Annotated in this window: 22 protein-coding genes; 9 read left to right on the top strand and 13 right to left on the bottom strand. The window is 61.4% G+C overall.

Features of this window, described 5'->3' with window-relative positions:
* Positions 1-77: 77 nt before the first annotated feature.
* The gene (locus NKI79_RS10925) at positions 78-1,343 is read right to left on the bottom strand and encodes an NAD(P)/FAD-dependent oxidoreductase (protein WP_352801500.1); all 1,266 of its coding nucleotides are present in this window, start codon (positions 1,341-1,343) and stop codon (positions 78-80) included.
* A gap of 182 nt (positions 1,344-1,525) precedes the next feature.
* Here NKI79_RS10925 and NKI79_RS10920 point away from each other — a divergent pair, with 182 nt between their 5' ends.
* On the top strand, positions 1,526-2,182 hold the full coding sequence (locus NKI79_RS10920) for a 5-formyltetrahydrofolate cyclo-ligase (RefSeq protein WP_352801498.1): 657 nt from the start codon (positions 1,526-1,528) through the stop codon (positions 2,180-2,182).
* Between the two features lie 12 nt (positions 2,183-2,194).
* Here the strand turns inward: NKI79_RS10920 and NKI79_RS10915 are convergent, their stop codons facing one another.
* Complete coding sequence (locus tag NKI79_RS10915) at positions 2,195-2,668, bottom strand: Lrp/AsnC family transcriptional regulator (RefSeq protein WP_023675099.1); 474 nt, start codon at positions 2,666-2,668, stop codon at positions 2,195-2,197.
* Between the two features lie 157 nt (positions 2,669-2,825).
* Here NKI79_RS10915 and ald point away from each other — a divergent pair, with 157 nt between their 5' ends.
* Both ald and NKI79_RS10905 read left to right on the top strand, forming a co-directional pair.
* Positions 2,826-3,941, top strand: a complete 1,116-nt coding sequence (gene ald, locus NKI79_RS10910) for an alanine dehydrogenase (RefSeq protein WP_352645808.1) — start codon at positions 2,826-2,828, stop codon at positions 3,939-3,941.
* 197 nt (positions 3,942-4,138) lie between these two features.
* A complete protein-coding gene (locus NKI79_RS10905) occupies positions 4,139-5,440 on the top strand; it encodes an outer membrane protein (RefSeq protein WP_352478814.1) in 1,302 nt (433 codons plus the stop codon).
* A 218-nt stretch (positions 5,441-5,658) separates the two neighbouring features.
* On the opposite strand, the gene NKI79_RS10900 is transcribed toward NKI79_RS10905, so the two are convergent.
* The 6 genes from NKI79_RS10900 to NKI79_RS10875 all read right to left on the bottom strand — a co-directional run bounded on the left by NKI79_RS10900 (position 5,659) and on the right by NKI79_RS10875 (position 10,389).
* Entirely contained in the window at positions 5,659-6,126 is a 468-nt protein-coding gene (locus tag NKI79_RS10900) for a DUF1203 domain-containing protein (protein WP_352801495.1), read from the bottom strand.
* A gap of 77 nt (positions 6,127-6,203) precedes the next feature.
* Complete coding sequence (gene dapB, locus NKI79_RS10895) at positions 6,204-7,010, bottom strand: 4-hydroxy-tetrahydrodipicolinate reductase (protein WP_254817178.1); 807 nt, start codon at positions 7,008-7,010, stop codon at positions 6,204-6,206.
* A 145-nt stretch (positions 7,011-7,155) separates the two neighbouring features.
* Positions 7,156-7,719 (bottom strand): GNAT family N-acetyltransferase, encoded by a 564-nt coding sequence (locus NKI79_RS10890; protein ID WP_292655364.1) that lies wholly within the window; start codon positions 7,717-7,719, stop codon positions 7,156-7,158.
* A 5-nt stretch (positions 7,720-7,724) separates the two neighbouring features.
* Positions 7,725-8,576 (bottom strand): 3-mercaptopyruvate sulfurtransferase, encoded by an 852-nt coding sequence (gene sseA, locus NKI79_RS10885; protein WP_352801493.1) that lies wholly within the window; start codon positions 8,574-8,576, stop codon positions 7,725-7,727.
* Between the two features lie 35 nt (positions 8,577-8,611).
* Entirely contained in the window at positions 8,612-9,355 is a 744-nt protein-coding gene (locus NKI79_RS10880) for an alanyl-tRNA editing protein (RefSeq protein WP_352801491.1), read from the bottom strand.
* Entirely contained in the window at positions 9,355-10,389 is a 1,035-nt protein-coding gene (locus NKI79_RS10875) for a cysteine synthase A (RefSeq protein ID WP_254817174.1), read from the bottom strand. The genes NKI79_RS10880 and NKI79_RS10875 overlap by 1 nt, the downstream gene beginning before the upstream one ends.
* Before the next feature lie 214 nt (positions 10,390-10,603).
* On the opposite strand from NKI79_RS10875, the gene NKI79_RS10870 reads away from it, so the two are divergent.
* Positions 10,604-11,425 (top strand): SDR family oxidoreductase, encoded by an 822-nt coding sequence (locus tag NKI79_RS10870; protein ID WP_352801489.1) that lies wholly within the window; start codon positions 10,604-10,606, stop codon positions 11,423-11,425.
* Between the two features lie 236 nt (positions 11,426-11,661).
* Here the strand turns inward: NKI79_RS10870 and NKI79_RS10865 are convergent, their stop codons facing one another.
* Positions 11,662-13,083 carry a DEAD/DEAH box helicase gene (locus NKI79_RS10865; RefSeq protein WP_352801487.1) on the bottom strand — a complete coding sequence of 474 codons (1,422 nt, stop codon included), beginning with the start codon at positions 13,081-13,083 and terminating at the stop codon, positions 11,662-11,664.
* Between the two features lie 384 nt (positions 13,084-13,467).
* On the opposite strand from NKI79_RS10865, the gene NKI79_RS10860 reads away from it, so the two are divergent.
* Entirely contained in the window at positions 13,468-15,000 is a 1,533-nt protein-coding gene (locus NKI79_RS10860; RefSeq protein ID WP_352478807.1) for an acyl-CoA carboxylase subunit beta, read from the top strand.
* Between the two features lie 7 nt (positions 15,001-15,007).
* Positions 15,008-16,078 (top strand): M48 family metallopeptidase, encoded by a 1,071-nt coding sequence (locus NKI79_RS10855; RefSeq protein ID WP_352801485.1) that lies wholly within the window; start codon positions 15,008-15,010, stop codon positions 16,076-16,078.
* 43 nt (positions 16,079-16,121) lie between these two features.
* Here the strand turns inward: NKI79_RS10855 and NKI79_RS10850 are convergent, their stop codons facing one another.
* Both NKI79_RS10850 and NKI79_RS10845 read right to left on the bottom strand, forming a co-directional pair.
* Positions 16,122-18,125, bottom strand: a complete 2,004-nt coding sequence (locus tag NKI79_RS10850; RefSeq protein ID WP_352801483.1) for a hypothetical protein — start codon at positions 18,123-18,125, stop codon at positions 16,122-16,124.
* Positions 18,122-19,651 carry an NAD(P)H-hydrate dehydratase gene (locus tag NKI79_RS10845; RefSeq protein WP_352801481.1) on the bottom strand — a complete coding sequence of 510 codons (1,530 nt, stop codon included), beginning with the start codon at positions 19,649-19,651 and terminating at the stop codon, positions 18,122-18,124. Before NKI79_RS10845 ends, NKI79_RS10850 begins: the two co-directional genes overlap by 4 nt.
* A gap of 364 nt (positions 19,652-20,015) precedes the next feature.
* On the opposite strand from NKI79_RS10845, the gene NKI79_RS10840 reads away from it, so the two are divergent.
* Together NKI79_RS10840 and glnA are read left to right on the top strand one after the other, a co-directional pair.
* Complete coding sequence (locus NKI79_RS10840; RefSeq protein ID WP_019857988.1) at positions 20,016-20,354, top strand: P-II family nitrogen regulator; 339 nt, start codon at positions 20,016-20,018, stop codon at positions 20,352-20,354.
* 53 nt (positions 20,355-20,407) lie between these two features.
* Positions 20,408-21,817 (top strand): type I glutamate--ammonia ligase, encoded by a 1,410-nt coding sequence (gene glnA, locus NKI79_RS10835; RefSeq protein ID WP_254817166.1) that lies wholly within the window; start codon positions 20,408-20,410, stop codon positions 21,815-21,817.
* Between the two features lie 118 nt (positions 21,818-21,935).
* Here the strand turns inward: glnA and NKI79_RS10830 are convergent, their stop codons facing one another.
* Positions 21,936-22,976, bottom strand: a complete 1,041-nt coding sequence (locus NKI79_RS10830) for a glutamine synthetase beta-grasp domain-containing protein (protein ID WP_352478804.1) — start codon at positions 22,974-22,976, stop codon at positions 21,936-21,938.
* Positions 22,977-23,295: 319 nt separating this feature from the next.
* On the opposite strand from NKI79_RS10830, the gene NKI79_RS10825 reads away from it, so the two are divergent.
* Positions 23,296-23,490, top strand: a complete 195-nt coding sequence (locus NKI79_RS10825) for a DUF2735 domain-containing protein (RefSeq protein WP_292660390.1) — start codon at positions 23,296-23,298, stop codon at positions 23,488-23,490.
* A 76-nt stretch (positions 23,491-23,566) separates the two neighbouring features.
* Here NKI79_RS10825 and NKI79_RS10820 read toward each other — a convergent pair whose 3' ends face one another.
* The gene (locus NKI79_RS10820) at positions 23,567-25,456 is read right to left on the bottom strand and encodes an MFS transporter (protein ID WP_352478803.1); all 1,890 of its coding nucleotides are present in this window, start codon (positions 25,454-25,456) and stop codon (positions 23,567-23,569) included.
* Positions 25,457-25,533: the final 77 nt, after the last annotated feature.

Raw genomic sequence — 25,533 nt, 5'->3', positions numbered from 1 at the left:
GCCGAAATCCAGCCGAGTCCAGAAGCCGATTCCATCAAGAGGAGGTGACGCGCCGATGAATGTCCGGCAGCGAACAATCAGCCCTTATCGTCGTCGCCCTGGGTGATCAACCGCGCGCTGCGCTGACCGGTGAAGTAGATCCATAGCCAGCTCAGGGAAACCGCAAGCCGGTTACGAAAGCCGATCAGGAAGTAGATATGCGCCAAGCCCCACAGCCACCAGGCAAGCCGGCCGGTGAGCTTGATCCAGCCGAAATCGATGGCCGCGGCGCGCTTGCCGATCGTCGCCAGATCGCCGTCATGCCTGTAGCTGAAAGGACGCGGTGTCGCGTCACCGGCAAGCCTTGCCTTGATCGTCGCGGCGACGTGCCGTCCCTGCTGCTTGGCGGCGGGCGCGACGCCCGGCACCAGCCGGCCATCCGGCCGCAGGACGTGCGCTGCGTCACCGATGACGAAAATCTCCGGGTTTCCCGGCACACTCAGGTCGGGCTCGACAAGCACTCTGCCCGCGCGGTCCGCTGCCGCGCCGAGCCATTCGGCGGCCGGCGAAGCGGCGACGCCCGCCGCCCACAGGATTGTCCTGGCCGGCAAGTGTGTGTCGCCGAAGACGACACCCTCGGCATCGCAGCGCGTAACCGCCCGGCCGAGTTCGACGGTCACGCCGAGCCGTTCGAGCGCCTTCGTTGCATAACCGGAGAGTTCGGGAGCGAAATTGGAGAGGATGCGGTCGCCGGCCTCAATCAGCACCACACGCGTCTGCCGCGTGTCGATGTTGCGGAACTCGCCGCGCAGCGTGTCGTGCGCCAGCTCAGCAATGGTGCCGGCCAGTTCCACGCCGGTCGGCCCGCCGCCGACGATCGCCAGCGTCAGCAATGCCTGACGCTTGGCGGGATCGGTTTCCCGTTCGGCCCGCTCGAAAGCTAAAAGAATACGCCGTCGAATGGTGGTGGCATCCTCCAGCGTCTTCAGGCCCGGGGCAAACGGTTCCCATTCGTCATGGCCGAAATAGGCGTGCCGCGCGCCGGTGGCCAGCACAAGCGTGTCGTAAGCGACCGTGCCGCCGTCCTGCAGCAGCACGCGCTTGCCGGTGCGGTCGATGCCGGGAACGGTGGCGAGCAGCGTCGTCACATCATCGCGCTTGCGCAGGAGATGGCGGATCGGCCAGGCCACTTCGGAGGTGGCCAGCGCCGTCGTCGCCACCTGGTAGAGTAGTGGCTGAAAGAGGTGATGATTACGCCTGTCGATCATGGTGATACGCACCGGCGCGCCGGCAAGTGCGCGGGTGAATTCGAGACCGCCGAATCCGGCGCCTACGACGACGACGTGATGGTTGGCTGTGTTCATCTCACTCATCCCTCTCGCCAAGGCTGATGTAAGTGTCCTTGTGCAGTGCAGCAATGCCTGCGCTGCACCTAACTGGGAGTCGTCCCTTGATGTCGTGAATACGCATGCTGCAGACTCGTTCCCAGATATAGCCTGCGTCCAGGATACGACTTGGTTGGAACTGTATATATTGCAGGTGAAGCATGGCTAGGGATGAAGATGAAGGCTCAGCGCAGTACGCCTCGCCGCCTTGTTTTATGCACGAGCTCGACCCGGAGTTCCAACCGCCGCTATCCGACTGGACCGACGTAAGGCGCTGGCGCAAGGCCGAGCGCCAGCGATTGATCGCATCCCGCCTTGCCGTTTCAGCCGACACGCGCGCAGCCATGTCGCAGCGCATTGCCGAAGGGCTCGACGCGATGATCGGTGACATCGCCGGCCGCGTGGTCAGCCTCTATTGGCCGTTTCGCGGCGAGCCGGACCTGCGCCCGTGGATGGAAACCGTCGACGCGCGGGGCGGGCGCACGGCGTTGCCCGTCGTCGTCGAGAAAGACCGGCCGCTTGTCTTTCGCGCCTATACCCACGGAGACCGGCTGGAGAAGGGCGTCTGGAATATCCCGATACCGGCTGACGGCGATCCGGTGTTACCCGACATCGTCATTTCGCCGATTGTCGGCATCGATCCTGAGCAGTTTCGCCTGGGCTATGGCGGCGGCTTCTTCGATCGTACGCTTGCCGCGATGCCCTTCAAACCGCTGGTCATCGGCGTCGGCTACGAACTGCAGCGCATCGTCACCATCTACCCGCAGCCGCACGACATTCCGATGGACCGTGTGGTGACCGAGGCAGTCAACACCTAGGCGAGTTCGGGCCTAGGCGAGTTCAGGTTTCATTCCCACCGCTGTGCGATCGACGATTTCGCGCAAGGCAAAAGACGAATTGATCTTCGTCACATGCGGCATTGCCGACAGCCACTCCTTGTGGATACGTTCGTAGTCGACGAGATCCTTTGCCGCTATGCGCAGGATGTAGTCATATTCGCCCGACATCAAATGGCAGGATAGGACGTTCGGGCAGCGCTTTATCGCTGCCTCGAAATCCGACAACGTCTTCTCGAATTGCCCGGACAGCGATATATGCACGATCGCCGTCATCTGGTGCCCAAGTGCAGCGTTGGACAGCCGAGCGTGATAGCCACGGATGGTTCCGGATTTCTCCAGATTGTCCAGCCGCCGCGAACAGGCCGACTGCGATAGGCCGACCTTCTCGGCGAGCGCTGCATTGGGTATCCGCCCATCCTTCTGCAACGTCTCAAGAATGGCGATATCAATCCTGTCGAGCGGCATTTTTGCGAGTTCCTGCGACAATTGCAATGTTTTGCGCAACGATTATCGAAGAGTCGCCTCTCAGGCAAGCGCATTCGCAAACACTTATCGAGCGATTCGTGGTTCACTATCTCTAGACAGGGAACGAGCCCCAAAGGGCCGGATCAGGAGAAAAAAGATGCGCGTCGGTTGCCCCCGGGAAATCAAGAATCACGAATACCGCGTCGGCCTGACACCGGGCTCGGTCCGCGAATATGTCGCGCATGGCCATGAAGTGCTGGTCGAGACCGGCGCCGGTGCAGGCATCGGCGCCGATGACAACGCGTATCGCGCTGCCGGCGCCACGATCGCCAAGACGGCAGCCGACGTGTTTGCCAAGTCCGACATGATCGTGAAGGTCAAGGAGCCGCAGCCCAACGAGTGGGTTCAGCTCCGCGACGGCCAGATCCTCTATACCTATCTACATCTTGCCCCGGATCCGGAGCAAACCAAGGGCCTGTTGGCCTCCGGTGTGACCGCGATCGCTTACGAGACGGTCACCGACGAGCGCGGCGGCCTGCCGCTCTTGGCGCCGATGTCGGAAGTTGCTGGCCGCCTGTCGATCCAGGCGGGCGCCACGGCGCTGCAAAAGGCCAATGGCGGCCGCGGCGTGCTACTTGGCGGCGTGCCCGGCGTGCTCCCCGGCAAGGTCACCGTGCTCGGCGGCGGCGTTGTCGGCCTGCATGCCGCACGGATGGCGGCCGGCCTCGGCGCCGACGTCACTATCATCGACCGCTCGATCCCGCGCCTGCGTCAGCTCGACGACATCTTTGGCGGCCGCGTTCACACCCGCTACTCGACCGTCGAGGCGCTGGAGGAAGAATGTTTTTCGGCTGACATAGTCGTCGGCGCCGTGCTGATCCCGGGGGCAGCAGCGCCCAAGCTGGTGACGCGCGAAATGCTGTCGGGCATGAAGAAAGGCGCCGTGCTGGTCGACGTCGCCATCGACCAGGGCGGTTGTTTCGAGACATCGCACGCCACCACCCATGCCGAGCCGACCTATGAAGTCGACGGCATCATCCATTATTGCGTCGCCAACATGCCGGGTGCGGTGCCGGTCACCTCGGCCCACGCGCTCAACAATGCGACGCTGCACTATGGCCTGCAGCTTGCCGACAAGGGCCTCAAGGCGCTGGTAGACGACCACCATCTGCGCAACGGGCTTAACGTCCACAAGGGCAAGATAACGAATCGCGCGGTGGCCGAGGCGCTCGGTTACGAACTGGTCGAGCCAAAGGCCGTTCTCGCGGCCTGATTTCCAACCGTTTGTTCCTGATGAGTCGCCGATGCTGTCGGCGGCTGCTTGTTCACAGGCAATTTTCTCGGTCTACAGCCGGTTTTGCCTGCATCTGGTGCCCGTTTGATGCAATGTGCTCTTTCTGTGGCTTTTTTGTTACAGCCGCCACAATGAGCCGATGCTACGTAGATGCAGGGTTCACCAGGGGCAGGGTAATGATCAGCAGAAAATTCACGAAATCTCTTCTTCTCGGCGCAGTTTCTGTTCTGGCGCTTGGGTCGGTCTCTCATGCCGCCGACGTGGTCGAACCGGTCGTGGAGACGGCGGGCTTCAACTGGAGTGGCATCTACGTCGGCTTTGGCGTTGGCGCCGGGGCGAACGTCCACGAGTTGAGCAGCGATTTCATTCCTGGGGTGTCGTTCAACGGCATTGGTGGCGAAGGCCTGTACGGTGAACTCACCGTTGGGTACGACTATATGGTGGCGCCGCGGTTCCTGATCGGCGGACTTCTGGACGCTCATGCCGGCAACATCGAAACCTCCCTCGACGTTGCTGGATTCGACGCATCGGTCAAAGAGACCTATGGTTTCGACGCTGGCTTGCGGGCAGGCTACCTCTTCACGCCAAACACCTTGGGCTACGTCCTTGGTGGCTATTCCTGGCAGAAATACAAATTTGACACGAGCGCAGGTTTTGACTTCGACTGGGACCAGAGCGGCTACTTCGTCGGAGCCGGCGTCGAGACGGCCATCAACAGCAACTGGACCATCAAAACCGAATATCGTTTTACGCAATTCAGCACCAACGATGATGTCCTTTCCGAGTTCGGTGTACCGGATGGTGCAATCAACCTCGATACATCGCGTCACACGTTCCAGGTAGCAGCCAATTATCGTTTTGGCGCCCAGAATGGCGGTGTCTCTTCCTTTGAGGCACCTACCTACAACTGGACCGGCTTCTATATCGGCGGTGCGGGCGGCGCGGGTGCGTCGGTGCATCAGATCAATGTTCCGCCGCTTGGCGACCTGGAGTTCAACGGTATCGGCGGCGAAGGCGTGTTTGGCGAATTGAACGCCGGCTACGATCATGACTTCGGCAGCTGGGTTGCCGGCGTTATGGTTGATGCTCGCTACTCCGGCATGACCTCGGAGCTGGAAGTGCCCGGCGGGTCCATTAATCTGGACACCGACTATGGTTTCGATGTGCTGGGCCGGGTCGGTTTGAAGGTCAACGAATCAACCCTCGCCTATGTGCTTGGCGGTTACAGCTGGCAACATTTCGATCTGAACGCATCTTCACCCATCGGCGACATCATCGATTGGGGCTCGAGCGGCTTCTCGGTCGGTGGTGGTTTGGAAGCGGCCGTGACCAACAACGTAACTGTCGGTCTCGAATATCGTTATTCGCAGTTTGCCGAGAAGGATATTCTGGAGGAGTTTGGAGGGCCGAGCGATGTCCTCACCACCACTCCTTCTTTCCACACCGTCCGTATCGGTGCGAAGTATAAGTTCAACTAAGGCCCTCCAGGCAAATCGTTCAAGCCCGCCGGCTAATCCCGGCGGGTTTTTTGTTTTGCGAACAATGCAGGCACAAAAAAGCGGAGCCAAAGCCCCGCTTCCTCGGTTTTCGAGATTTCCGCCGGTTCATCCGCGGTCGGCAAATCGATCGACAGTCTCTTTCTACCACTTGTATGCGACGGGAGTGCGACAGCCCCAAGCCGGTGCAGCCTGTTCGGTTACGCGCGGTCGATCCGGCACTGATAGCAATTGTTGCGCGCCGAGCGGATGTGGACGTAGGCAATGTCGTCGCGTTCGAACAACGTCTCTGCCCGTGCGGCAATGGCGTCGGTCGGAATGACGCCGCCGCTACCGTAGACAATACGGTCGTCCTTGCCATAACCGCGCACGATGTAATCGCTGCTTTCGAGCATTTCTGGAAGCAACTCAACCTCGGCGGCGCGTTCGCATTCTTCCGCATGCAGAAAGATCGGCCCGGTTTCGGCATAAGGCTGCAGCTCCGGAAAAGGCCGATAGGCCAGAACAAGATAGGCTTCTCCCGCAGCAACATTCTTCAAGCAATGACGGCAAGGCACGCCGTCGCCGTCCGAAATCTGCCGCTCTGGCATCAGGCCATAAGCATCCGCCCCGCCGCGCTGAAGTGCCCGGACCGCGTCGGTTGGCAAGGCTTTGAATCTTATCGTCATGGCAAAATCTCCGGTGTCGTTGACCGGAAATTATGCTCGCAAGACAGAGCTTCCCACCCGATTCCTGCCGAAATGGATCAGTCCATCAGCGCGTCGAGACCGCGAACCAGACCCTTGATCTGCTGTACCCGTCTGATGGCGAGCAGCGTGCCCGCCACATAAGGTGCTGCGGACGAGCCGGCGTCGTGGCGGATGGTCAGCCGCTCGTCTGGCAGGCCGAACAGCGCCTCGCAGGACAGGATGTAGGACGGCAGGCGAAGCGCGTGCACTTGCACCCCCTCGCCTGCGCCGACCGCACCCCCGCGTGTAGCCGGCACGCCAGAGACCTCGGAGACCGGCTTTGCCGTTGAGGCCTTGCGGATGTCGGCCAGCGCCTCAGCAAGCTCCCGTGCGGTACCGGAGGGCGCGTCGGGCTTCTTTGCACTGGCATAATCGATGACCTCGACATCCGGCACGTATTTTGCCGCCATAAGTGCAAACCGCTTCATCAGCGTGGCGGTGATGGAAAAGTTGCCGGCGGCAACGACGCCGACGCCGTTGGCGCGCGCCGCGGCATCGATGTCGGCATAGTCGGCAGCACCCAGTCCCGATGTGCCGATCACAGCGTGCCGTCCCTTGTCGATGGCGAGCAGCACATGGTCTTTCACGACATGCGGCTTGGTGAAGTCGACCAGTACGTCCGACGGCGCCTCCAGCGCCTCGGCCAGCGAAGCCGAAACGACAATACCATTAGCCGGCATGCCAACCAGCAGACCGGAATCCTGCCCAGCGCCGCTGCGTGACACGGCCCCGGCCAGCGCCATGTCGCCTTGCGCCCCGATCGCCGGAACCAGCGCCTTGCCGACCCAGCCCGTCGCGCCGGCCATTACCACCCGTATTGTCATCGTGCGATCCTCCATCACCATCGGTTTTTAGACGACAGCGATATGGAAAGTGCTAGGCTCATACAAGTCGGACACACATTTGAGTGTTGATCCAGACCCTGGGCGTGGCAACGACAAGCTGAAGCCTGGATGAACGGGCCTGAAATCAGGGCCGCATGACGCTGGCCGCGCGCTCGGCGAAAGACATCGGATGTACGACCTCTTTTTTTTGCGCCACTGGCGTAAAGCCTAGTTTTTGATAGAGCGGCAGTGCTGCTGGGTGATCGAGGGTACAGGTTTGCACGGTTACCCGCCTTGGCCCGTGCGACCACGCCGCGGCGATTGCCGCACCGAGGAACCAGCGGCCGATGCCTTGCCCGGTCGCGTGCTCCATCATTCCGAAATAAGCGAGTTCCACTTCCTCCGGCAAATGCGGTTTGAGGTCGAAGAAGCCGGCCGGCGCACCATCCAGATAAAGCACCCTGATGTCGCGGTCCTCGCGGTGGATGCCCGCCGCAAGCTCCTCGTCGCTCAGCCTCAGCACATTGACCCAGTGCCATTTGCGGCCGACCCGATCCATCAAATAGCGGTAGAAATGCAGCGGAATGTCTTTGGTCTTGAGCAGCGCGATCTGGCGGTTGTACGGCAGAGGCGGCGAATAGGCAGGCGGCACATGCATTTCGAGAAACGTCACGGTGACGTCGATGTCTTCCAGCGATCCGTCTTCCATCCCCGTCAGTCCTTGCCCGTCACGACGGGCGTGTCGGAAAGCCCGCCCCATTCGGTCCACGAACCGTCATAAAGCCTGTTGTCGGTATGGCCAAGCGTCTCCAAAGCTAGCGTGATGGCTGCCGCGGTGACGCCCGAGCCGCAGGAGGTGACGACCGGCTTCGACAGGTCGATGCCCGCTCCTTCGATCACGTTGCGTAGCCTGTCCTTTGGCAACAACGTGCCGTTTTCCGAAAGCGCCGAAAACGGCACGTTGTGCGCGCCCGGCATATGACCGGAGCGGATGCCGGGGCGCGGCTCCGGCTCGGTGCCGGCAAAACGGCCAGGCGAGCGCGCGTCGGCGATCTGGCTCTCCCCCGTCTCGACGATCCGGCGCATGTCCGCAAGGCTGGCGACGCGGGCGGCATCAAAGTTGGCATAAAACACGCAAGGGGCGATCTTCGTCGGCTCCGCCGTCACCGGCCGTCCGGCGGCTTTCCAACGGTCGAAGCCGCCGTCGAGAACATAGACTTGGAATACGCCCATGACGCGAAACAACCACCAGGCGCGCGGTGCAGAAAAGAACCCTGGCCCGTCATAGACAACAATCGTGTCATCGGCCGAAATACCCATCGCGCCGACATATTGCGCGAAATGCTGCGGCGACGGCAGCGTGTGCGGCAGAGCCGCGTCGGGGTCCGAAACCGCGTCCTGGTCAAGGAAGCGGGCGCCTGGAATATGCGCTGCGTCATACTCGGCGCGCGCGTCGCGCTTTTGTGCCGGCAGATACCAGGACGCGTCGACAATCGTCAGGCCGGGCTTGCCGAGCCGCTTCTGCAACCAATCGGCATCGATGGTGAAAGGACTGTCGTCGGCCATCTTTTCTCTCCTGTCCCGCCTGTCGCAGTCCTATATCAGGCTGGCGGCATAGGACCAAAGCGAATGCGGAAGCGCCGGTTCTCGCGGCCCTTCTTCTCGATCTTGCCGATATGGATCTCGCCGATTTCGCCGGTGCTCTTTACATGGGTGCCGCCGCAAGGCTGGCTGTCGATCGAGGCGTTCTCGCCGATGCAGACCAATCGGATCTTTCCCGTGCCAGCCGGAGGCCGCACATTCTTGGATTTCACCAGGCCCGGATTGGATGCCAGTTCCTCGTCGGAAATGAGCCGGGTGAAGATCGGGTGGTCGGCCCGCACCAACTCCATCAATCTGGCCGTCACGTCTTCCTTGGTAAAGCCGGCGTCCGGGATATCGAAATCGATACGGCTGTCGTCCTCGGAAACCGCGGCGCCGGTGATCGGGAACGGGCAGACGACGGTAAGCAGGTGGCAGGCAGAATGCATGCGCATCAGCAACTGCCGCCGCGGCCAGTCGATGGCGAGCCGCATGCGCTCGCCCACCTTTGGAACTGCCTGCTCCAGCGCCGGCACATGGATGATCTCGTCCTTGGTTTCGCCGGTGATCGTAGCGATAATCGCAATGCCGGTGCCGTCGGCACGTTCGAGGCTGCCGGTGTCGCCCGGCTGCCCGCCCGATGTGGCGTAAAACACCGTCCGGTCCAGAATGATGCCCCCGCGATCGTTGACTGCGACGACGGTGGCGTCGGCCGTCCCCAGATAGGCGTCGTCACGAAACAGCGCTTCGGTCTTGTGCGCCATCAGGCAACCCTTTCGAACGGTACCGAAATCGTGCTCTGTTGCTCCATCCACCCCGGCACCGGCAGCTTCTTTTCGCGCAGGAATTCAGGATTGAACAGCTTCGACTGGTAGCGCGTGCCGTAGTCGCAAAGCATGGTCACGATGGTGTGGCCGGGGCCTAACTCGCGCGCCAGGCGAATGGCGCCGGCAATGTTGATGCCGGTCGAACCGCCAACGCAAAGCCCCTCCTCCTGGATCAGGTCGAATATGATCGGCAGTGCGTCCTCGTCGGGGATCTGGAAGGCAAAATCGGGTGTAAAGCCTTGGAGATTGGCGGTGATCCGCCCCTGCCCGATGCCTTCGGTGATCGAACTGCCCTCGGATTTCAGCTCGCCGCTGGTGTAGAAGGAATAGAGCGCAGCCCCCAGCGGATCGGCCAGCGCTATCTTGACTTGGCTGTTCTTGGCCTTCAGCCCGAAACCGACGCCTGCCAGAGTGCCGCCGGAACCGACCGCCGACACGAAACCATCCACCTTGCCGTCGGTCTGGTTCCAGATTTCTTCGGCCGTGGTGCGGATATGGCCGTCACGGTTGGCGACATTGTCGAACTGGTTGGCCCAGATCGCGCCGTTCGGCTCGGTCTTCGCCATCTGCTCGGCCAGCCGGCCCGACAGCTTCACGTAGTTGTTCGGGTTCTTGTAAGGCACGGCGGGCACTTCGATCAGCTCGGCGCCGAGCAGTTTGATTGTATCCTTCTTCTCCTGGCTCTGGGTGTCGGGAATGACGATCACCGTGCGGTAGCCGAGCGCCTTGGCAACCAGTGTCAAGCCGATGCCGGTATTTCCGGCCGTCCCCTCGACGATGACGCCGCCGGGCCGCAGCAACCCGCGCTGCTCCGCATCGCGGATGATAAACAGGCCGGCGCGGTCCTTGACCGACTGCCCGGGATTCATGAATTCGGCCTTACCCAGGATCTCGCAGCCGGTTGCTTCCGAGGCCTTGTTGAGGCGGATCAGGGGCGTGTTGCCGATCACGTCGATCACAGAACGGGGCATGGAGATTCCTTTGTGGGTGCGGCGAAACCCTAGAAACCCGAAGCTTCGGTTTCAAGGCAAGAATTTGCCTGGTCCAGTCGCATTCGCACACTGCAATTCCTGCACCCAGGGGCGCCCAGCCGGTATTCATTTCAACGATGTACCGAAAAGCACTCTTTTCATTCGATTTCTTCACCGGTAGAGCGCAGGTTAAGAAGAGCCGGCGGGGCGCAGCATGACACTCTATCGGGCCAATCCGAAGCATGGCGTCGCCTGGATTACGGGCGGCAGCAGCGGTATCGGCCGTTCGCTGGCCAAGGATCTTGCCGCTCAGGGCTATGTCGTCCCGGTGACTGCGCCCGATGACCATCCGATCGATACGCTCATCGTCGAAACGGCGCAGATGTCGGGGCGTGTCGCAGCCTTTCCTTGCGACGTGACCGACGAAAAACGCATGGCAGAGACGGTTGCAGCGATCGAGAAAAATCTCGGTCCGATCGTGTTGGCAGTGTTCAACGCGGGAAGCTATATCGCAACGCCGGGCGAGGATCTTGTCGCGCGCAATTTCCGTCGGTCTTTCGAAGTCAATTATTTCGGCATCATCAATGGCCTGGTGCCGGTCATCGAACGCATGCGCGTACGCTCGCGCGGCCATGTCGTGCTGATCGGTTCGGTCACCGCCTATTTCGGCTGGCCCACTACCGCCGCTTACGGCGGCACCAAGGCGGCAGTCAATATCTTGGCCGAGTCGCTGAAATACGATTTCGACAAGATGAACGTCCGCATCCAGGTGATTAATCCGGGCTTTGTCGACACGCGGCTGACTGAGAAGAACTTCCTGCCGATGCCGGGCTTGATGCCGGTCAACCTGGCCTCGCGCCGTATCGCGCAAGGCATCGAATGCGGCGGCTTCGAAGTCACATTCCCACGCCGCCTGAGCTGGACGCTGAAGCTGCTCAGGATGCTGCCGAGGCCGTTCTGCCGATGGGTGATCATCACGGTCACCCGCTGGAATGCGCGGCCGCTGAATTTCGACCGCAAGCCACCGGTCGAATAGGATCGGTGACGCGGCGACGGATCGTGTTTGCGGGTCGCTGGGGCGCCACGTCATTGCCGGCGACGCGCTCGCGCCATCGACCACGGCTTCCCTCGCGCAGCGGATTGTCGTGTGGGTCGAGGCGGTGGTGAAGTAAACCAAAGGCCTCAAGCAAAGGGCGACCGAAGCATCACTCCGGTCGCCCTTTTCAATCGTGAGTAACCAAGGCAGGCTTGGCCGGACGCAAAACGGTCAGGTTATGCCGCCCGTGCAGCCGGTCGCTTGCCGCCGAAGCGGCGCTTGTTGTTGCCCTTGAAGGGCTTGGCGCCTTCCGGCTTGCGGTCGCCCGCAAAGGCCGGCTTGTCGCCGCCGAAACGCTTCTTGGCGAAGCCGTTGTTGGCGCCGCCGGGACGCCTGCCGTCGCGACGGCCGTTGTGGTCGTTGCGATCGTTGGCCGGCTCGAAGCTGCGCTCGTTCTTCTCGGCCGGATTGCGCTGCGGATCGGGGCTGCCGAGATGATCGGCAACGATCGGCAGCTTGGTGCGGATGATACGCTCGACCTGGCGCAGCTTGGCGTTTTCCGAAGGGTCGCAAAGCGTGATGGCGATGCCATCCATGCCGTTACGGCCGGTGCGGCCGATGCGGTGGACATAGCTCTCCGCCTCGTCCGGCAGATCGAAATTCACCACATGGCTAATGCCGGGCACATCGATGCCGCGTGCTGCAATGTCGGTCGCCACGAGAATTCGCACCGAGCCTTCGCGGAAATCGTTGAGCGCCTTCTGGCGGGCATTCTGCGACTTGTTGCCGTGGATAACGGCGGCCTTGAAGCCGTCGCGCTCGAGGTCCTTGGTCACCCTGTCGGCACCATGCTTGGTGCGCGAAAAGATGATAACGGACTTCATCGCCTCGTCGGCGAGCATCGCCGACAACACCTGACGTTTCTGCTTGGTGCGGGCAAAGACGACGCCCTGCACGATCTCCGCGGCCGCAGTGCTGTGGGGGGCGACCTCGACGCGGATCGGGTTCTTCAGCAAGCCTTTCGCCAGCTCGGCGATTTCGGCCGGCATGGTCGCCGAGAACAGCACCGTCTGACGGTCCGGCGCTGTTGCCCTGGCGATGCGCTTGACGTCGTTGATGAAGCCCATGTCGAGCATGCGGTCGCCTTCGTCGAGCACCAGCCATTTGGTGTCGGCAAGTACGAGGTCGCCCTCACGCACCAGATCGGTCAGCCGGCCAGGCGTGGCGATCAGGATATCGACGCCGGGTGCAACCTTCTTGACCTGGCTGAAGCGCGAGACGCCGCCAAGCACCAGCGCGGTCGAGACATGCGCGCCCTTGGCGAGAATCTTGATGGTGTCCTCGATCTGGACGGCGAGCTCGCGCGTCGGCGCCAGGATCAGCGCACGAGCCGTCTTCGGCCGACGCTTGGTGCCAAGCGCGATGATCTTCGACAGGATCGGCAGCGCGAACGCCGCGGTCTTGCCCGAGCCGGTCTGGGCGATGCCGAAAATGTCGCGGCCTTCGAGCTGCGGCGGGATAGCCTGCGCCTGAATCGGCTTGGGATCGGTAAAGCCGGCGCCATGGGTGGCCTTGAGCAGTGTACCGCTAATTCCAAGTGCGGCGAAACCGGTCAGTTCCCCAGTGTTCTCACCGGTCAAAGTGTTTTCATTGGTCAAAATATTCTTCTTTCATGCGGCTTCTGGCCGCAAACATCGATGGCGGCAGGGCGCAACCTGCCGTCGAAAATTGTCATGAAACGACAAGGCGGGCGGACGTCGTCCACACGGCTGCGCTGTCGTGCCCGCAGGCTTCATGCCACGGGGCTTTTTCGCCACCTTGCCGATATGTCGGGAAGAGGGAAAACAGACGCAACCAGTCTCATTCGTCGAGAAGGCCGGAGTGTCCCGGCCCAAGCGCCTATGCCGCCGCATATGGCCCACTTCGCTTCGGAATGCAAGGGGTCGGATGCTGCAGCGCAGCAAAAGCCATGGCGAAGCGGCGCTTGCGCTCACTTGCTGCCACGATTACCACAATCCAGCTTTCCGTTTTGGGGACCGGTCATGAAGGACGTGCTGAAGGAACTCGAGCGGCGCCGCGAGATCGCCCGCATGGGCGGCGGCCGAGCCCGCATCGAGGCCCAGCACAAGAAGGGCAAGCTCACCGCCCGTGAGCGCATCGACGTCTTCCTCGACGAAGGCTCGTTCGAGGAATTCGACATGTTCGTCGAGCACCGCTCGACCGATTTCGGCATGGAGAAAACCAAGATCGCCGGTGATGGCGTCGTTACCGGCTGGGGCACCATCAATGGTCGCCCGGTCTATCTTTTCGCCAAGGATTTCACCGTGTTCGGCGGGTCGCTGTCCGAGGCGCATGCCGAAAAGGTGGTCAAGGTGCAGGAGATGGCATTGCGCAACCGCGCGCCGATCATCGGCATCTACGACGCCGGCGGCGCCCGCATCCAGGAAGGCGTGGCGGCGCTCGGCGGCTACGCCGAGATCTTCCAGCGCAATGTTTTGGCCTCCGGGGTCATCCCACAGATTTCGCTGATCATGGGCCCTTGCGCAGGCGGCGACGTCTATTCGCCGGCGATGACCGACTTCATCTTCATGGTCCGCGGCACCTCCTACATGTTCGTCACCGGGCCGGATGTGGTGAAGACCGTCACCAACGAGACAGTCACCGCCGAAAGCCTCGGCGGCGCTTCCGTCCACACGACGAAGTCCTCGATCGCCGACGGAGCCTACGACAATGACGTCGAGGCGCTGTTGCAGATGCGCCGGCTGGTCGATCTGCTGCCCGCCTCCAACACGGCGGAAATTCCCGAGATCGAATGCCACCAGTCGGTCACCGATCACGATCTGTCGCTCGACAGGCTGATCCCCGACAATGCCAACAAACCCTACGACATCAAGGAGTTGATCCTTAAAGTTGCCGACGAGGGTGACTTCTTCGAAATCCAGCAGAATTTTGCGAAAAACATCGTCACCGGCTTCGGCCGTGTCGAGGGCCGCACCGTCGGCTTCGTCGCCAACCAGCCGATGGTGCTGGCCGGCGTGCTCGATGCCGACGCCAGCCGCAAGGCGGCGCGCTTCGTACGCTTCTGCGACTGCTTCTCGATCCCGATCGTCACCTTCGTGGACGTTCCGGGCTTCCTGCCCGGCACCGCGCAGGAGTATGGCGGGCTGATCAAACATGGGGCCAAGCTTCTGTTCGCCTATGCCGAAGCGACCGTCCCAAAGATCACCGTCATCACCAGAAAGGCCTATGGCGGCGCCTATGACGTTATGGCGTCAAAGCATTTGCGCGGCGACATGAACTATGCCTGGCCAACGGCGCAGATTGCCGTCATGGGCGCCAGGGGCGCGGTCGAGATCATTTACCGCAAAGACATCGGCGATGCGGAGAAAATCGCTGCGCATACAAAGGCTTACGAGGATCGCTTCCTGTCGCCCTTCGTTGCCGCCGAGCGCGGCTATGTGGACGAGGTGATCATGCCGCATTCGACCCGCCGGCGCATCGCCCGCGCACTCAGGATGCTGCGCAACAAGGACATGCAGAACCCCTGGAAGAAACACGACAATATTCCGCTGTGAGGCGCTGATGTCGCGCCTGATCCTCTACATGGGAGCGCGCTTCGGCAGGTTTGCCGTCCTGCTTTTCGCTCTGCCGCTGTTCTGCCCAATAGTCTTATGGTTCTGGTTTCTCGACCGGCATCCGCTCGCCGTCATCGCGGCTGGCGCTATTGCGATCCCAGCTGCGATGCTGGGCATGGTTCTGTTGATCGGGACATTGTTCGCCGGTTTTCGACCCAGCAAGGTGGAGGGGATCGCTCGGGAATCAGCCCCGAAATTATGGGCCATCTGGGAGAGTATTGCCGGCAAACACCGCGCCAGCCGGACTACCATCGTGCTGAGCCCCGATCTCAACGCCAGTGTCGGTGAAGAGCGGCCGTTTCTGGGGCTGCTTGGCCGTAGGGCGATTCTCACCATCGGCCTTCCTCTGCTCGCAGTGACCGACCAAAAGGCTTTTGCCGCGATCTTGGTCCATGAGAACGCACATCTGAGAAACAAAGACACAAACGGCGGCCTCAACCTAGCCGAACTCGAAAAAAGCTTCGATCTAATCTTCGACTTCGCTCCTCCGGGAAAAACCGTTTCGGGCAGCCTGTTCTACTGGATGCTTGGTCCGCTGTCGCGCACGCTGGAGCGCGAAGAAATACGGTTGTCGCGGCGGGGGGAAATTGACGCGGATCGCCATGCAGCGATGTCCGGCGACGCATATGAAGCGGCCCGCGCCCTGCTACTGATCGGTGCTGCCAGTGCGTTTTTCGATGACCAAGTGTATATTCCGCTTAAACGTGAACTGCTTGGCACCATGGTACCGCCTCGTCCACCACTCGAAAGAGTTCTGGCGGCCGCCCGTCACCTGTCGAGGCTTCCCATCCTGCAAGAATATGCGCAGAAGGCCTGGGACGCGCCCGATAACAAAAGCGCGGACCATCCGCCCTGGTCCGAACGTCTGATTGCTCTTGGATTTAGCTCGGTTCCAAAGATAGAACCAATTCTGGTTTCCGCCTTGTCGAGCCTGCTGAGCGATACGATCGTCGCCGAACGCGTCCGGCATTTCGACGGTGAATGGACATCGAACATCGCCGACGACCTCGATCGATAGCTGTCCGCCTGGAGCTACTGCGGCCAATGTCAGAGTCGTCGGCCTATTCCGCTTCCGTCGCTCCGAACCCGGCTCCCATCGTCGCGCTGACAGCGCCCGACCACGGCGTGGCGTGATTGTCGATGCGCATCTGGAAGATGAAATAGGTCGGCGAGCAGAAGCCGATGCCTTTCACCTTGCCGATGGCCGGCGTATCGGGCGGCAGCGACTGGCACATGTAATCCTCGCGACAGAAATGGTCGGCCGCGCAGGCGGGACGATTACCGCGATTGACAGCGCCGCCCAGGCACTGGTCGAAATTATTGGTCGCCACGCAGGTGTCGAATTTTTTGCCGCCGACCAATCCGCAAATCTCGTTCGGCATCGGCTTGCCCGGTTTGAAGGCGGCAAAGCTGCGATCCCGATCGTCGCAGCCGCGATAAGCGATACCCGCCGGCACGCCGATCTTCGGCGGTCGGCAGGTGTAGCCGGTACGCGAAATGCCTGGCGCGAACGCCGCGAACTGGCCGGTGATGATATAGCGGTCATTGAAAGGTTGCGCCGGGTTGCTGGTGATCGAGCCGGTCAGGCACGGATGGCCGGAGAATATGTTTTCGCTGTCCTTGGGCAACAGACATTGCGCCAGCTTGGTGCGCACGCCGGACGCGGTCGCTAGCGGCGTGCAGACGGTGCCGCCGCCGCATTGCCAAGTCGCGCCGAAGCGGGCTGCATCTTCTGGCATGAAGCACGGCATCGCCATTTCGGCCGGCGAATAGGCAATTTCGCCGGCATCGTTCCATGTCGCCGGCGGCGCGAAGGACAGCGGGCGGAAGCGGTTCGGTTCCTTGCCCCTCGCAGTCGCGTGCAGCCAGGCGACGCGGCGCGGGATGTCGGCGTGGAGATGCGGTGAGATACCGACCTCGATGCGGTTGAGCGGCGAGGTCGTCTTGTCATCCAGGCCGATAAAGTGGAACCCGGCGGTCGAACCCGCCTGATGGCAGCCTTGGCAGGCGCCATTGTCCAGCCGCTCGACCAATGCCTCTGGCGTGCGCACCAGCTTCCGCTTGGAATAATCGAGCCCGGCTAAATCCGCGGGCTGGAACAGTGGCGTGAACGGGTGGTTGGCCTGCCTTGCGCTGCCGAAAGTCGACCACGAGACTACCTTCTTTGCCAAGAATTTATCGGGGATTTGGTAGACGCCGAGGTCGATTGCCGCGACATTGGTGCGGACATAGTCGGCAAGTCTTGCTTTCAGCGCAGCGTCGTCGGCGAGACGTGCCGTGTCGGGCGTGTTTTCCAGCGGTCTTTCACTGACAGCCCCCCCGTCGATGCCGAAAATGCGCATGAGATAGGCGGCCTGTCCGCCGAATTCGGTCTCCTGGCCGGAGGGGAAGCGGACCACTTGCGCATTGAGCTCGAGCTGCTTGAAGGTGAGCGCCGCTCTTTCCAGCGGCCCGCCGATCAGCCAGCCGGCATCGACGCTCTCGTCGAGTTGTGGTGCCCAGCGTCCGGCGACGCCGACACAACCGCCATCGGCATCCGGCGCGACATTGTAGATGGCACTGAAATTGAACGGCAGGCGCGAGGCCAAAACCTTGCCGTTCTTCTTGAAGCTGTAGGCGAGGCGATAGATGAAGCGCACTTCGCCGCAACTCGTGTCGCCTTGCAGCGCGGCGAAGTCGCGCCGATCGAGCCGGTTGACTATGCCGACGAGACGGAAGCGCGCGGCATCGGTCCTCAGCCAGCGCATGTCCATGACACGGCCGACATTGCCGTCGGTCACCTCGTAAAGCGGCCGGCTGCCGGCCTTCATCTCGGCCCGCAATGCTGCGACGTCGCTTGCAATCGTTTCGACGATCGCATGATAGGCCGGCGCCTTGTCGTAGAGAGTCTTCAAATCGCCCTTGCCATCGACGCCGAAAATGCCGGCGAAACCATAGCCCTTGCTGTCAAGCTCGGCGAGAACGGCCGGGTCGTCGACGATGGTTAGCGGAGTTTCGGCGTTCGCGGCCTGTACCATGGACATGGCACTAATGATCGCAAGGAGCAGCGCAATCAGGCGGTTCATTCGGCAGCCATCCCGCGGCTTTCAACGAGTTCGCGCAGCACCGCCACCAGCGCCAGCGGCAGGTCCTCGGCGATCAGCCCCGGTCCGAAACGGGTGCCGGTCTCGGCATGGATCCAGACTGCCGCACAGGCCGCTTCGAAGGCTGGCATGCCCTGAGCCAGCAACCCGGCGATGATGCCCGACAGCACATCGCCCGAACCGGCGGTAGCCAGCCATGAGGCACCATTGCTGTTGATCGCTGCCCGGCCATTGGGGGCCGCGATCACTGTGTCGGCGCCCTTGTAGACGAGGATAGCACTGGCACGCTTAGCGGCGGCGCGGGCTTTGGCGAGCTTGGACAAATCGTGGTGCCCGGCGACATCGGGAAAAAGCTTGGCGAACTCGCCCTCATGCGGCGTCATCACCAGAGCCGGCGTTTTCGGTCGACGGGCGGCTTCGAACAGGGCATCCGGCGTGTCGCGAAACGAGGTGATGCCGTCGGCGTCGAGCACCAGCCCGTCGATCCCGCTGCCCTGCCCATGGGCGTTGCCAAGTACGACCAGGGCAAAATCGCGCGTTTTCTCCCCGATGCCAAATCCCGGGCCAAGCACGAAGGCCGATGGGCGGCGGCTGCCGACGAATTCGTCCACATCCGCGATAGTGTCTATCTTGTGCAGCATGACCGAGGTCAGATGCGCCGCGTTCACCTGCATGGCGTTCGCCGGCGACAGCAAGGTGACGGCCCCTGCCCCGCTCCGGGCCGCGGCAAGCGCCGACAGCCGCGCAGCACCCGTCGCCGACGGTCCGCCGGAAAAGACGCCAACATGGCCGCGCTTGTACTTATGGGCGTCGACCGCCGGAACCGGAAGGCGGTCAAGCCAGAGCGCCGGAATGTTCTCGAATGTTCGCGGTTGAAGCTGCGCAACGATGCTGTTGTCTATGCCGATATCGGCGAGCTCGATATCGCCGCACAGCTCGCGCCCCGGCAACAGCAGATGGCCTGGCTTTTTTCGCGCGAAGGTCACCGTGGTCCGGGCCCGGAAGGCCTTTCCTAACACATTGCCGCTCTCCCCTGAAACGCCCGACGGCAGGTCGACCGCCACAACCGGCAAGTTCAATTCGGCCGCAATGTCGATCACCTTGGCGGCGTCGCCGGACAGCGGCTTGGACAGCCCCGCCCCATAGAGCGCGTCAACCACGACGGAGCCCACCTCGGCAACGAAATCCGACAGCGGCCGAGCTTCAACCGGGCATTCCGAGGCAGCGAGTGCCGCATCACGGCCGCCTTGGGGCGATCCGGACGCCCACACAGAGACATCGACGGCGCTCTCCCGAAGGATGCGGGCCACGACATAGCCGTCGCCGCCATTGTTACCGGGGCCGCAAAGCACGTGGACGCGTGTAGCCGCCGGGTAGCGCTTGAGCACTACGGCGGCAACCGCGGCGCCGGCATTGCGCATCAGGCCAATACCGTCGAATGGACCGGCGGCAATCGCCAGCCGGTCGGCCTCGGCCATTTCGGAGGGAAACAAAAGTTCGTTGCTCATGAAATATCAGGCGACATGCACATCATTTCCCCAAGCATTGTCCAGTTTTTGATCCGACGCAAACAACGAAGGTCCCCAAGCAAATTTGGCGGCGCATCTCGTTCGGGACGACGGCGCGCAGCTGCTCATGAAATATCCGATCTGCCCAATTTTTGTGCGGACGGCAGGATCGGCGGTGTGTAGGCTCGCGGCGTTCATGGCGCATCCGACGCAGCGAATGATGCGAATGTACATTCCTGCGCGGCATGGTATCCAAATCAAGTGAGGCTGCTCGACGCCCCATCAATTGGCACAGTTCGTGCTTGATCGAGGCGCAAGCGGGGCTCACAACCCGTCTTTTTTGGCAGTGGAGGCCACTTTTTACATGAAAAAGATCGAAGCGATCATCAAGCCGTTCAAGCTAGACGAAGTGAAAGAAGCGCTTCAGGAGGCCGGGCTGCAAGGCATCACCGTGACCGAAGCCAAGGGCTTTGGCCGCCAGAAGGGCCATACCGAGCTTTATCGCGGCGCCGAATATGTCGTCGACTTCCTGCCAAAGGTGAAAATCGAGGTCGTGCTCGGCGACGATGCGGTCGAAGCCGCGATCGAAGCTATCCGCAAGGCGGCCCAGACCGGCCGTATCGGCGACGGCAAGATCTTCGTCTCGAACATCGAGGAAGTGGTGCGCATCCGCACCGGCGAAACCGGCATGGACGCCGTCTGAATTTTCCCGTTAAAAGGCCACGTTCAAACGTCATCACATAGGGAAGCAGGGACATGACGACAGCCAAAGACATCATGAAGCAGATCAAAGACAACGACGTGAAGTTCGTTGATCTGCGCTTCACCGATCCGAAGGGCAAACTGCAGCACGTAACGATGGATGTCGTCGAGGTCGAGGAAGACATGTTTGCCGATGGCGTCATGTTCGACGGTTCCTCGATCGCCGGCTGGAAGGCGATCAACGAGTCCGACATGGTGCTGATGCCCGATGCAGATACGGTGCATATGGACCCGTTCTTCGCCCAGTCGACCATGGTCATCCTGTGCGACATTCTCGATCCGATCTCGGGAGAATCCTACAACCGCGACCCCCGCGGCACCGCCAAGAAGGCCGAGGCCTACATGAAGGCGGAAGGCATCGGCGACCAGATCTTCGTCGGTCCTGAAGCCGAGTTCTTCGTGTTCGACGACGTCAAGTACAAGGCCGATCCCTACAACACCGGCTTCAGGCTGGATTCCACTGAACTGCCGTCCAATGACGACACCGACTATGAGACCGGCAATCTCGGTCACCGGCCGCGCATCAAGGGCGGCTATTTCCCGGTGCCGCCGATCGATTCGGCACAAGACATGCGTTCGGAAATGCTCACCGTGCTCGCGGAAATGGGCGTGCGCGTTGAAAAGCACCATCACGAAGTGGCCGCCGCGCAGCACGAGCTCGGCATCAAGTTCGACACGCTGGTCCGCAACGCCGATAAGATGCTGATCTACAAATATGTCGTGCACCAGGTCGCCAACGCCTATGGGAAGACGGCCACTTTCATGCCGAAGCCGGTGTTCGGCGACAATGGCTCGGGCATGCATGTCCACCAGTCGATCTGGAAGGAAGGCAAGCCGACTTTCGCCGGCAACGAATATGCCGGCCTGTCCGAGAGCTGCCTGTTCTACATCGGTGGCATCATCAAGCATGCGAAGGCGATCAACGCCTTCACCAACCCGCTGACCAATTCCTACAAGCGCCTGGTTCCGGGCTATGAAGCGCCGGTGCTGCTCGCCTATTCGGCACGCAACCGCTCGGCCTCGTGCCGCATTCCGTTCGGCTCGTCGCCGAAATCCAAGCGCGTCGAGGTCCGCTTCCCCGATCCTGGTGCCAACCCCTATCTCGCCTTTGCCGCCATGCTGATGGCCGGCCTCGACGGCATCAAGAACAAGATCCACCCGGGACAGCCGATGGACAAGGATCTCTACGACCTGCCGCCGAAGGAATTGAAGAAGATCCCGACCGTCTGCGGGTCGCTGCGCGAAGCCCTGCAGAGCCTCGACAAGGACCGCGGCTTCCTGAAGGCCGGCGGCGTCTTCGACGACGACCAGATCGACAGCTATATCGAGCTCAAGATGGCCGAGGTGATGCGCTTCGAAATGACGCCGCATCCGGTCGAATACGATATGTATTATTCGGTGTGATCCCGAACCTCATAGTCACGTAGAAAAACCCCGGCGGAGACGCCGGGGTTTTTTATGCAATGCGATGGGAAAGAAAGTCACGGCGCAGACACTCGAGGTCCGCGCCGTGAACGCATTCTCAAGCCGCCGCCGAAACCTCGGCGCTGGTCGGGACGGAGGCGATCGTCTTCAATATCTGCGAAGCGATCTGGTAGGGGTCGCCCTGCGAGTTCGGACGGCGATCCTCGAGATAGCCCTTGTAGCCGTTGTTGATAAAGGAATGCGGCACGCGGATCGAAGCGCCGCGGTCGGCGATGCCGTAGCTGAACCTGTTCCAGGGCGCGGTCTCGTGCTTGCCGGTCAAACGCTTGTCGTTGTCCGGCCCATAGACGGCGATGTGATCCATCAGGTTTTTGTCGAAGGCTGCCATCAGCGCCTCGAAATAGGTCTTGCCGCCGACTTCGCGCATATAGGCGGTCGAGAAGTTGGCATGCATGCCGGAGCCGTTCCAATCGGTGTCGCCGAGCGGCTTGCAGTGGTATTCGATGTCGATGCCGTACTTCTCGGTCAGGCGCTGCAACAAATAGCGCGCCATCCACATCTGGTCGGCGGCCTTCTTGGAGCCCTTGCCAAAGATCTGGAATTCCCACTGGCCTTTGGCTACCTCGGCGTTGATGCCTTCATGATTGATGCCGGCGGCAAGGCAAAGGTCGAGATGCTCCTCGACGATCTGCCTGGCGACGGAGCCGACATTGCTGTAGCCGACGCCAGTGTAGTACGGGCCTTGCGGCGCCGGATAGCCACTCTCGGGGAAGCCGAGCGGACGGCCGTCCTTGTAGAAGAAATATTCCTGCTCGAAGCCGAACCAGGCGCCCTCGTCGTCGAGAATGGTGGCGCGTTTGTTGGACGCGTGCGGCGTCACGCCGTCCGGCATCATGACCTCGCACATGACGAGCGCGCCATTGGTGCGGGCGGGATCCGGATAGACGGCGACCGGCTTCAAAACGCAGTCGGAGCTGTGGCCCTCGGCCTGCATGGTCGAAGAACCGTCGAAGCCCCACAGCGGAAGCTGGTCGAGCGTCGGAAACTCGGCGTAGTCCTTGACCTGCGTCTTTCCGCGGAGGTTGGGAACCGGGGTGTATCCATCGAGCCAAATGTACTCGAGCTTGTATTTCGTCATTCTAGCCTCTCGTTGCTTGATCACCGAACCCTGGATGGCGCCGGGGCGAGCCGGCCTATCCAGCAGCCGACCTGCCGGATTACTAAAATGCAATTCGTGTGCCATTCTCGCCGGCGACGGATGCGGCAAAAGTGAGGTTCTATCCGCCCAAAATCGCTGGTCCGCCGTCATGCTGCGCTCGGATCATCCACAAGCACATTTTGCACAAATAATGTGCACGTACTGATCTTTTCGTAATCATGTTGCCTAATTCGGTTGCTGAACCTATGTTGGGGAAAGGTTGAATCGGCAAGGTTCTGTCGAAGAAAGGAAACCGACAATGGAAATCACTTCCACTCGTCAGTCGGCCAAAATCCTGATGTTCCCGGTGGCAGCGCGCGCCTCTGCCTCAAATTTAAGCGGAAAGGCTAAGTTCGCGGCAGAACTTGCTTCTTTGCGCAACCGAACGGATTTCGGAAGTGCCTGGTATCATGAGGCAGCGATCGAGGAAGCGAAACAGGATCGGAAGAGCTAAGCCCTGCACTCGATAAATTGAAAAAGCCCGGCGCGATCGCTCGCGCCGGGCTTTGCTTTGAACCGGGACGGGCCGGCTACTGTTTGGTGTGCAGGTCCGTTCCGAGCGTGTCCCTGATAAAGATCATGCCGATGATCAGCGACATCGCCGCGATCACCACTGGGTACCAGAGACCGTAGTAGATATCGCCCTTGTAGGCGCTGAGCGCGAACACCGTCGCCGGCAGCAGCCCGCCGAACCAGCCATTGCCGATGTGATAGGGCAGCGACATGCCGGTGTAGCGGATGCGGGTCGGGAACATCTCGACCAGGATCGCGGCGATCGGCCCGTACACCATCGTGACGAAGACCACGAGGATGAACAGGATGGCGATCGTCATCGGCCAGTTGACCGCTGCAGGGTCGGCAAACATGGCGAAGGGACCGCCGCCGGGTACGGTGTAGACAGTGACCTCGGGGGCTCCCGCAGCCTCGTCGGCAGTCAGCAGCTTGTCCTTGATCGCCTGGTCAGTCGGAACGGTAGCCTTGTCGCCGGCGCGGATTGCCGCGGCATCGAGCTTCAGCTCAGGATTGGCCGCAATAAAGGCCTCGAGCTTCTGGTCCGGCACCTTGGCGGCTGCCCGCTTCAGCGGGTAGCCGCCATCCCGAAGTGCCGTGTAGACCGCCTTGGCGAAAGCTGCATCCTTGGCCTTGGCCTGATCGCCGGCGGCCGTGGCGTCATAAGACTCGACCGTCTCGTTGCCGATTTTGACCGACGCGGCTGTACCAGGCGCCGCAGTCGATACCACGTCGTAAGGCACCGAGTTCTTGGTCAGGAACGACGTGGCGATATCGCACGAGGTCGTGAACTTTGCAGTGCCCACCGGGTTGAACTGGAACTTGCAGTCTCCCGGTGCCGCGGTCACCGTCGCGCGTGTGTTCTGCTGCGCTGTGGCGAGCGCCGGATTGGCTGCCCAGGTCAGCGCCTTGAACAACGGGAAGGTGCAGACGATCGCCAGCGCAAGGCCGGCCATGATGATCGGCTTGCGGCCGATCTTGTCGGAGAGCCAGCCGAACACGACGAAAAAGATGGAGCCGACTGCTAGCGCGATTGCGATCATGATGTTGACCGACTGCGCGTCGACCTTGAGCACGTTGGTCAGGAAGAACAGCGCGTAGAACTGGCCATTGTACCAGACTACGGCCTGGCCTGCTGTGAGGCCGAGCAGTGCCAGCAGGGCAATCTTTGCGTTCTTCCACTGGCCGAAGGCTTCCGACAGCGGCGCCTTGGAGCCTTTGCCTTCGTCCTTCATGCGCTGGAAGGTCGGCGATTCAGAAAGCGACAGTCGGATCCATATCGAAATCCCGAGGAGCAGAAAAGAAACGATGAACGGAATGCGCCAGCCCCAGGCGGCGTAGGTTTCCTTGGCCATCGACCCCTGGACGATCAGAATGACGACCAGCGACAGGAACAGGCCGAGCGTTGCCGTCGTCTGTATCCACGACGTGTAGTAGCCGCGGCGATCGTCAGGTGCGTGCTCGGCGACATAGGTCGCGGCACCGCCATACTCGCCGCCGAGCGCCAGGCCCTGCAACATGCGCAAGATGATCAGGATCACGGGAGCGGCGATGCCCAAAGTCGCATAGCCAGGCAGCAAGCCGACCAGGAAGGTCGACAGGCCCATGATCGTCATGGTGACAAGGAAAGTGTATTTACGGCCGACAAGGTCGCCGATGCGGCCGAACAGCAATGCGCCGAACGGGCGCACGAGGAAGCCAGCGGCAAACGCCAGCAGCGCGAAAATATTGCGCGTCGCTTCCGGAATGGTTGGACTGAAAAAAGTCGAACCAATGAATACTGCCAGCGAGCCGTAGAGATAAAAATCGTACCATTCGAAAACGGTGCCGAGCGAAGAAGCGAAGATGACCTTCTTCTCCTCGCGTGTCATGCCGCGGCTTGTTTTGCCGGCGGTCGATGCCATTGCCATGAGCGTATCCTCCCGTGTGATTCCGTCAGCCCTCGATGCTGCGCGTCATCGTCCGCGTTTCCTCGCAACGCAGACTC

The sequence above is a fragment of the Mesorhizobium sp. M0340 genome (genome assembly GCF_040321535.1).
GTDB lineage: Bacteria > Pseudomonadota > Alphaproteobacteria > Rhizobiales > Rhizobiaceae > Mesorhizobium.
Note: the sequence above shows the minus strand (reverse complement) of the source record. Positions and strands in the feature narration are given on the sequence as shown.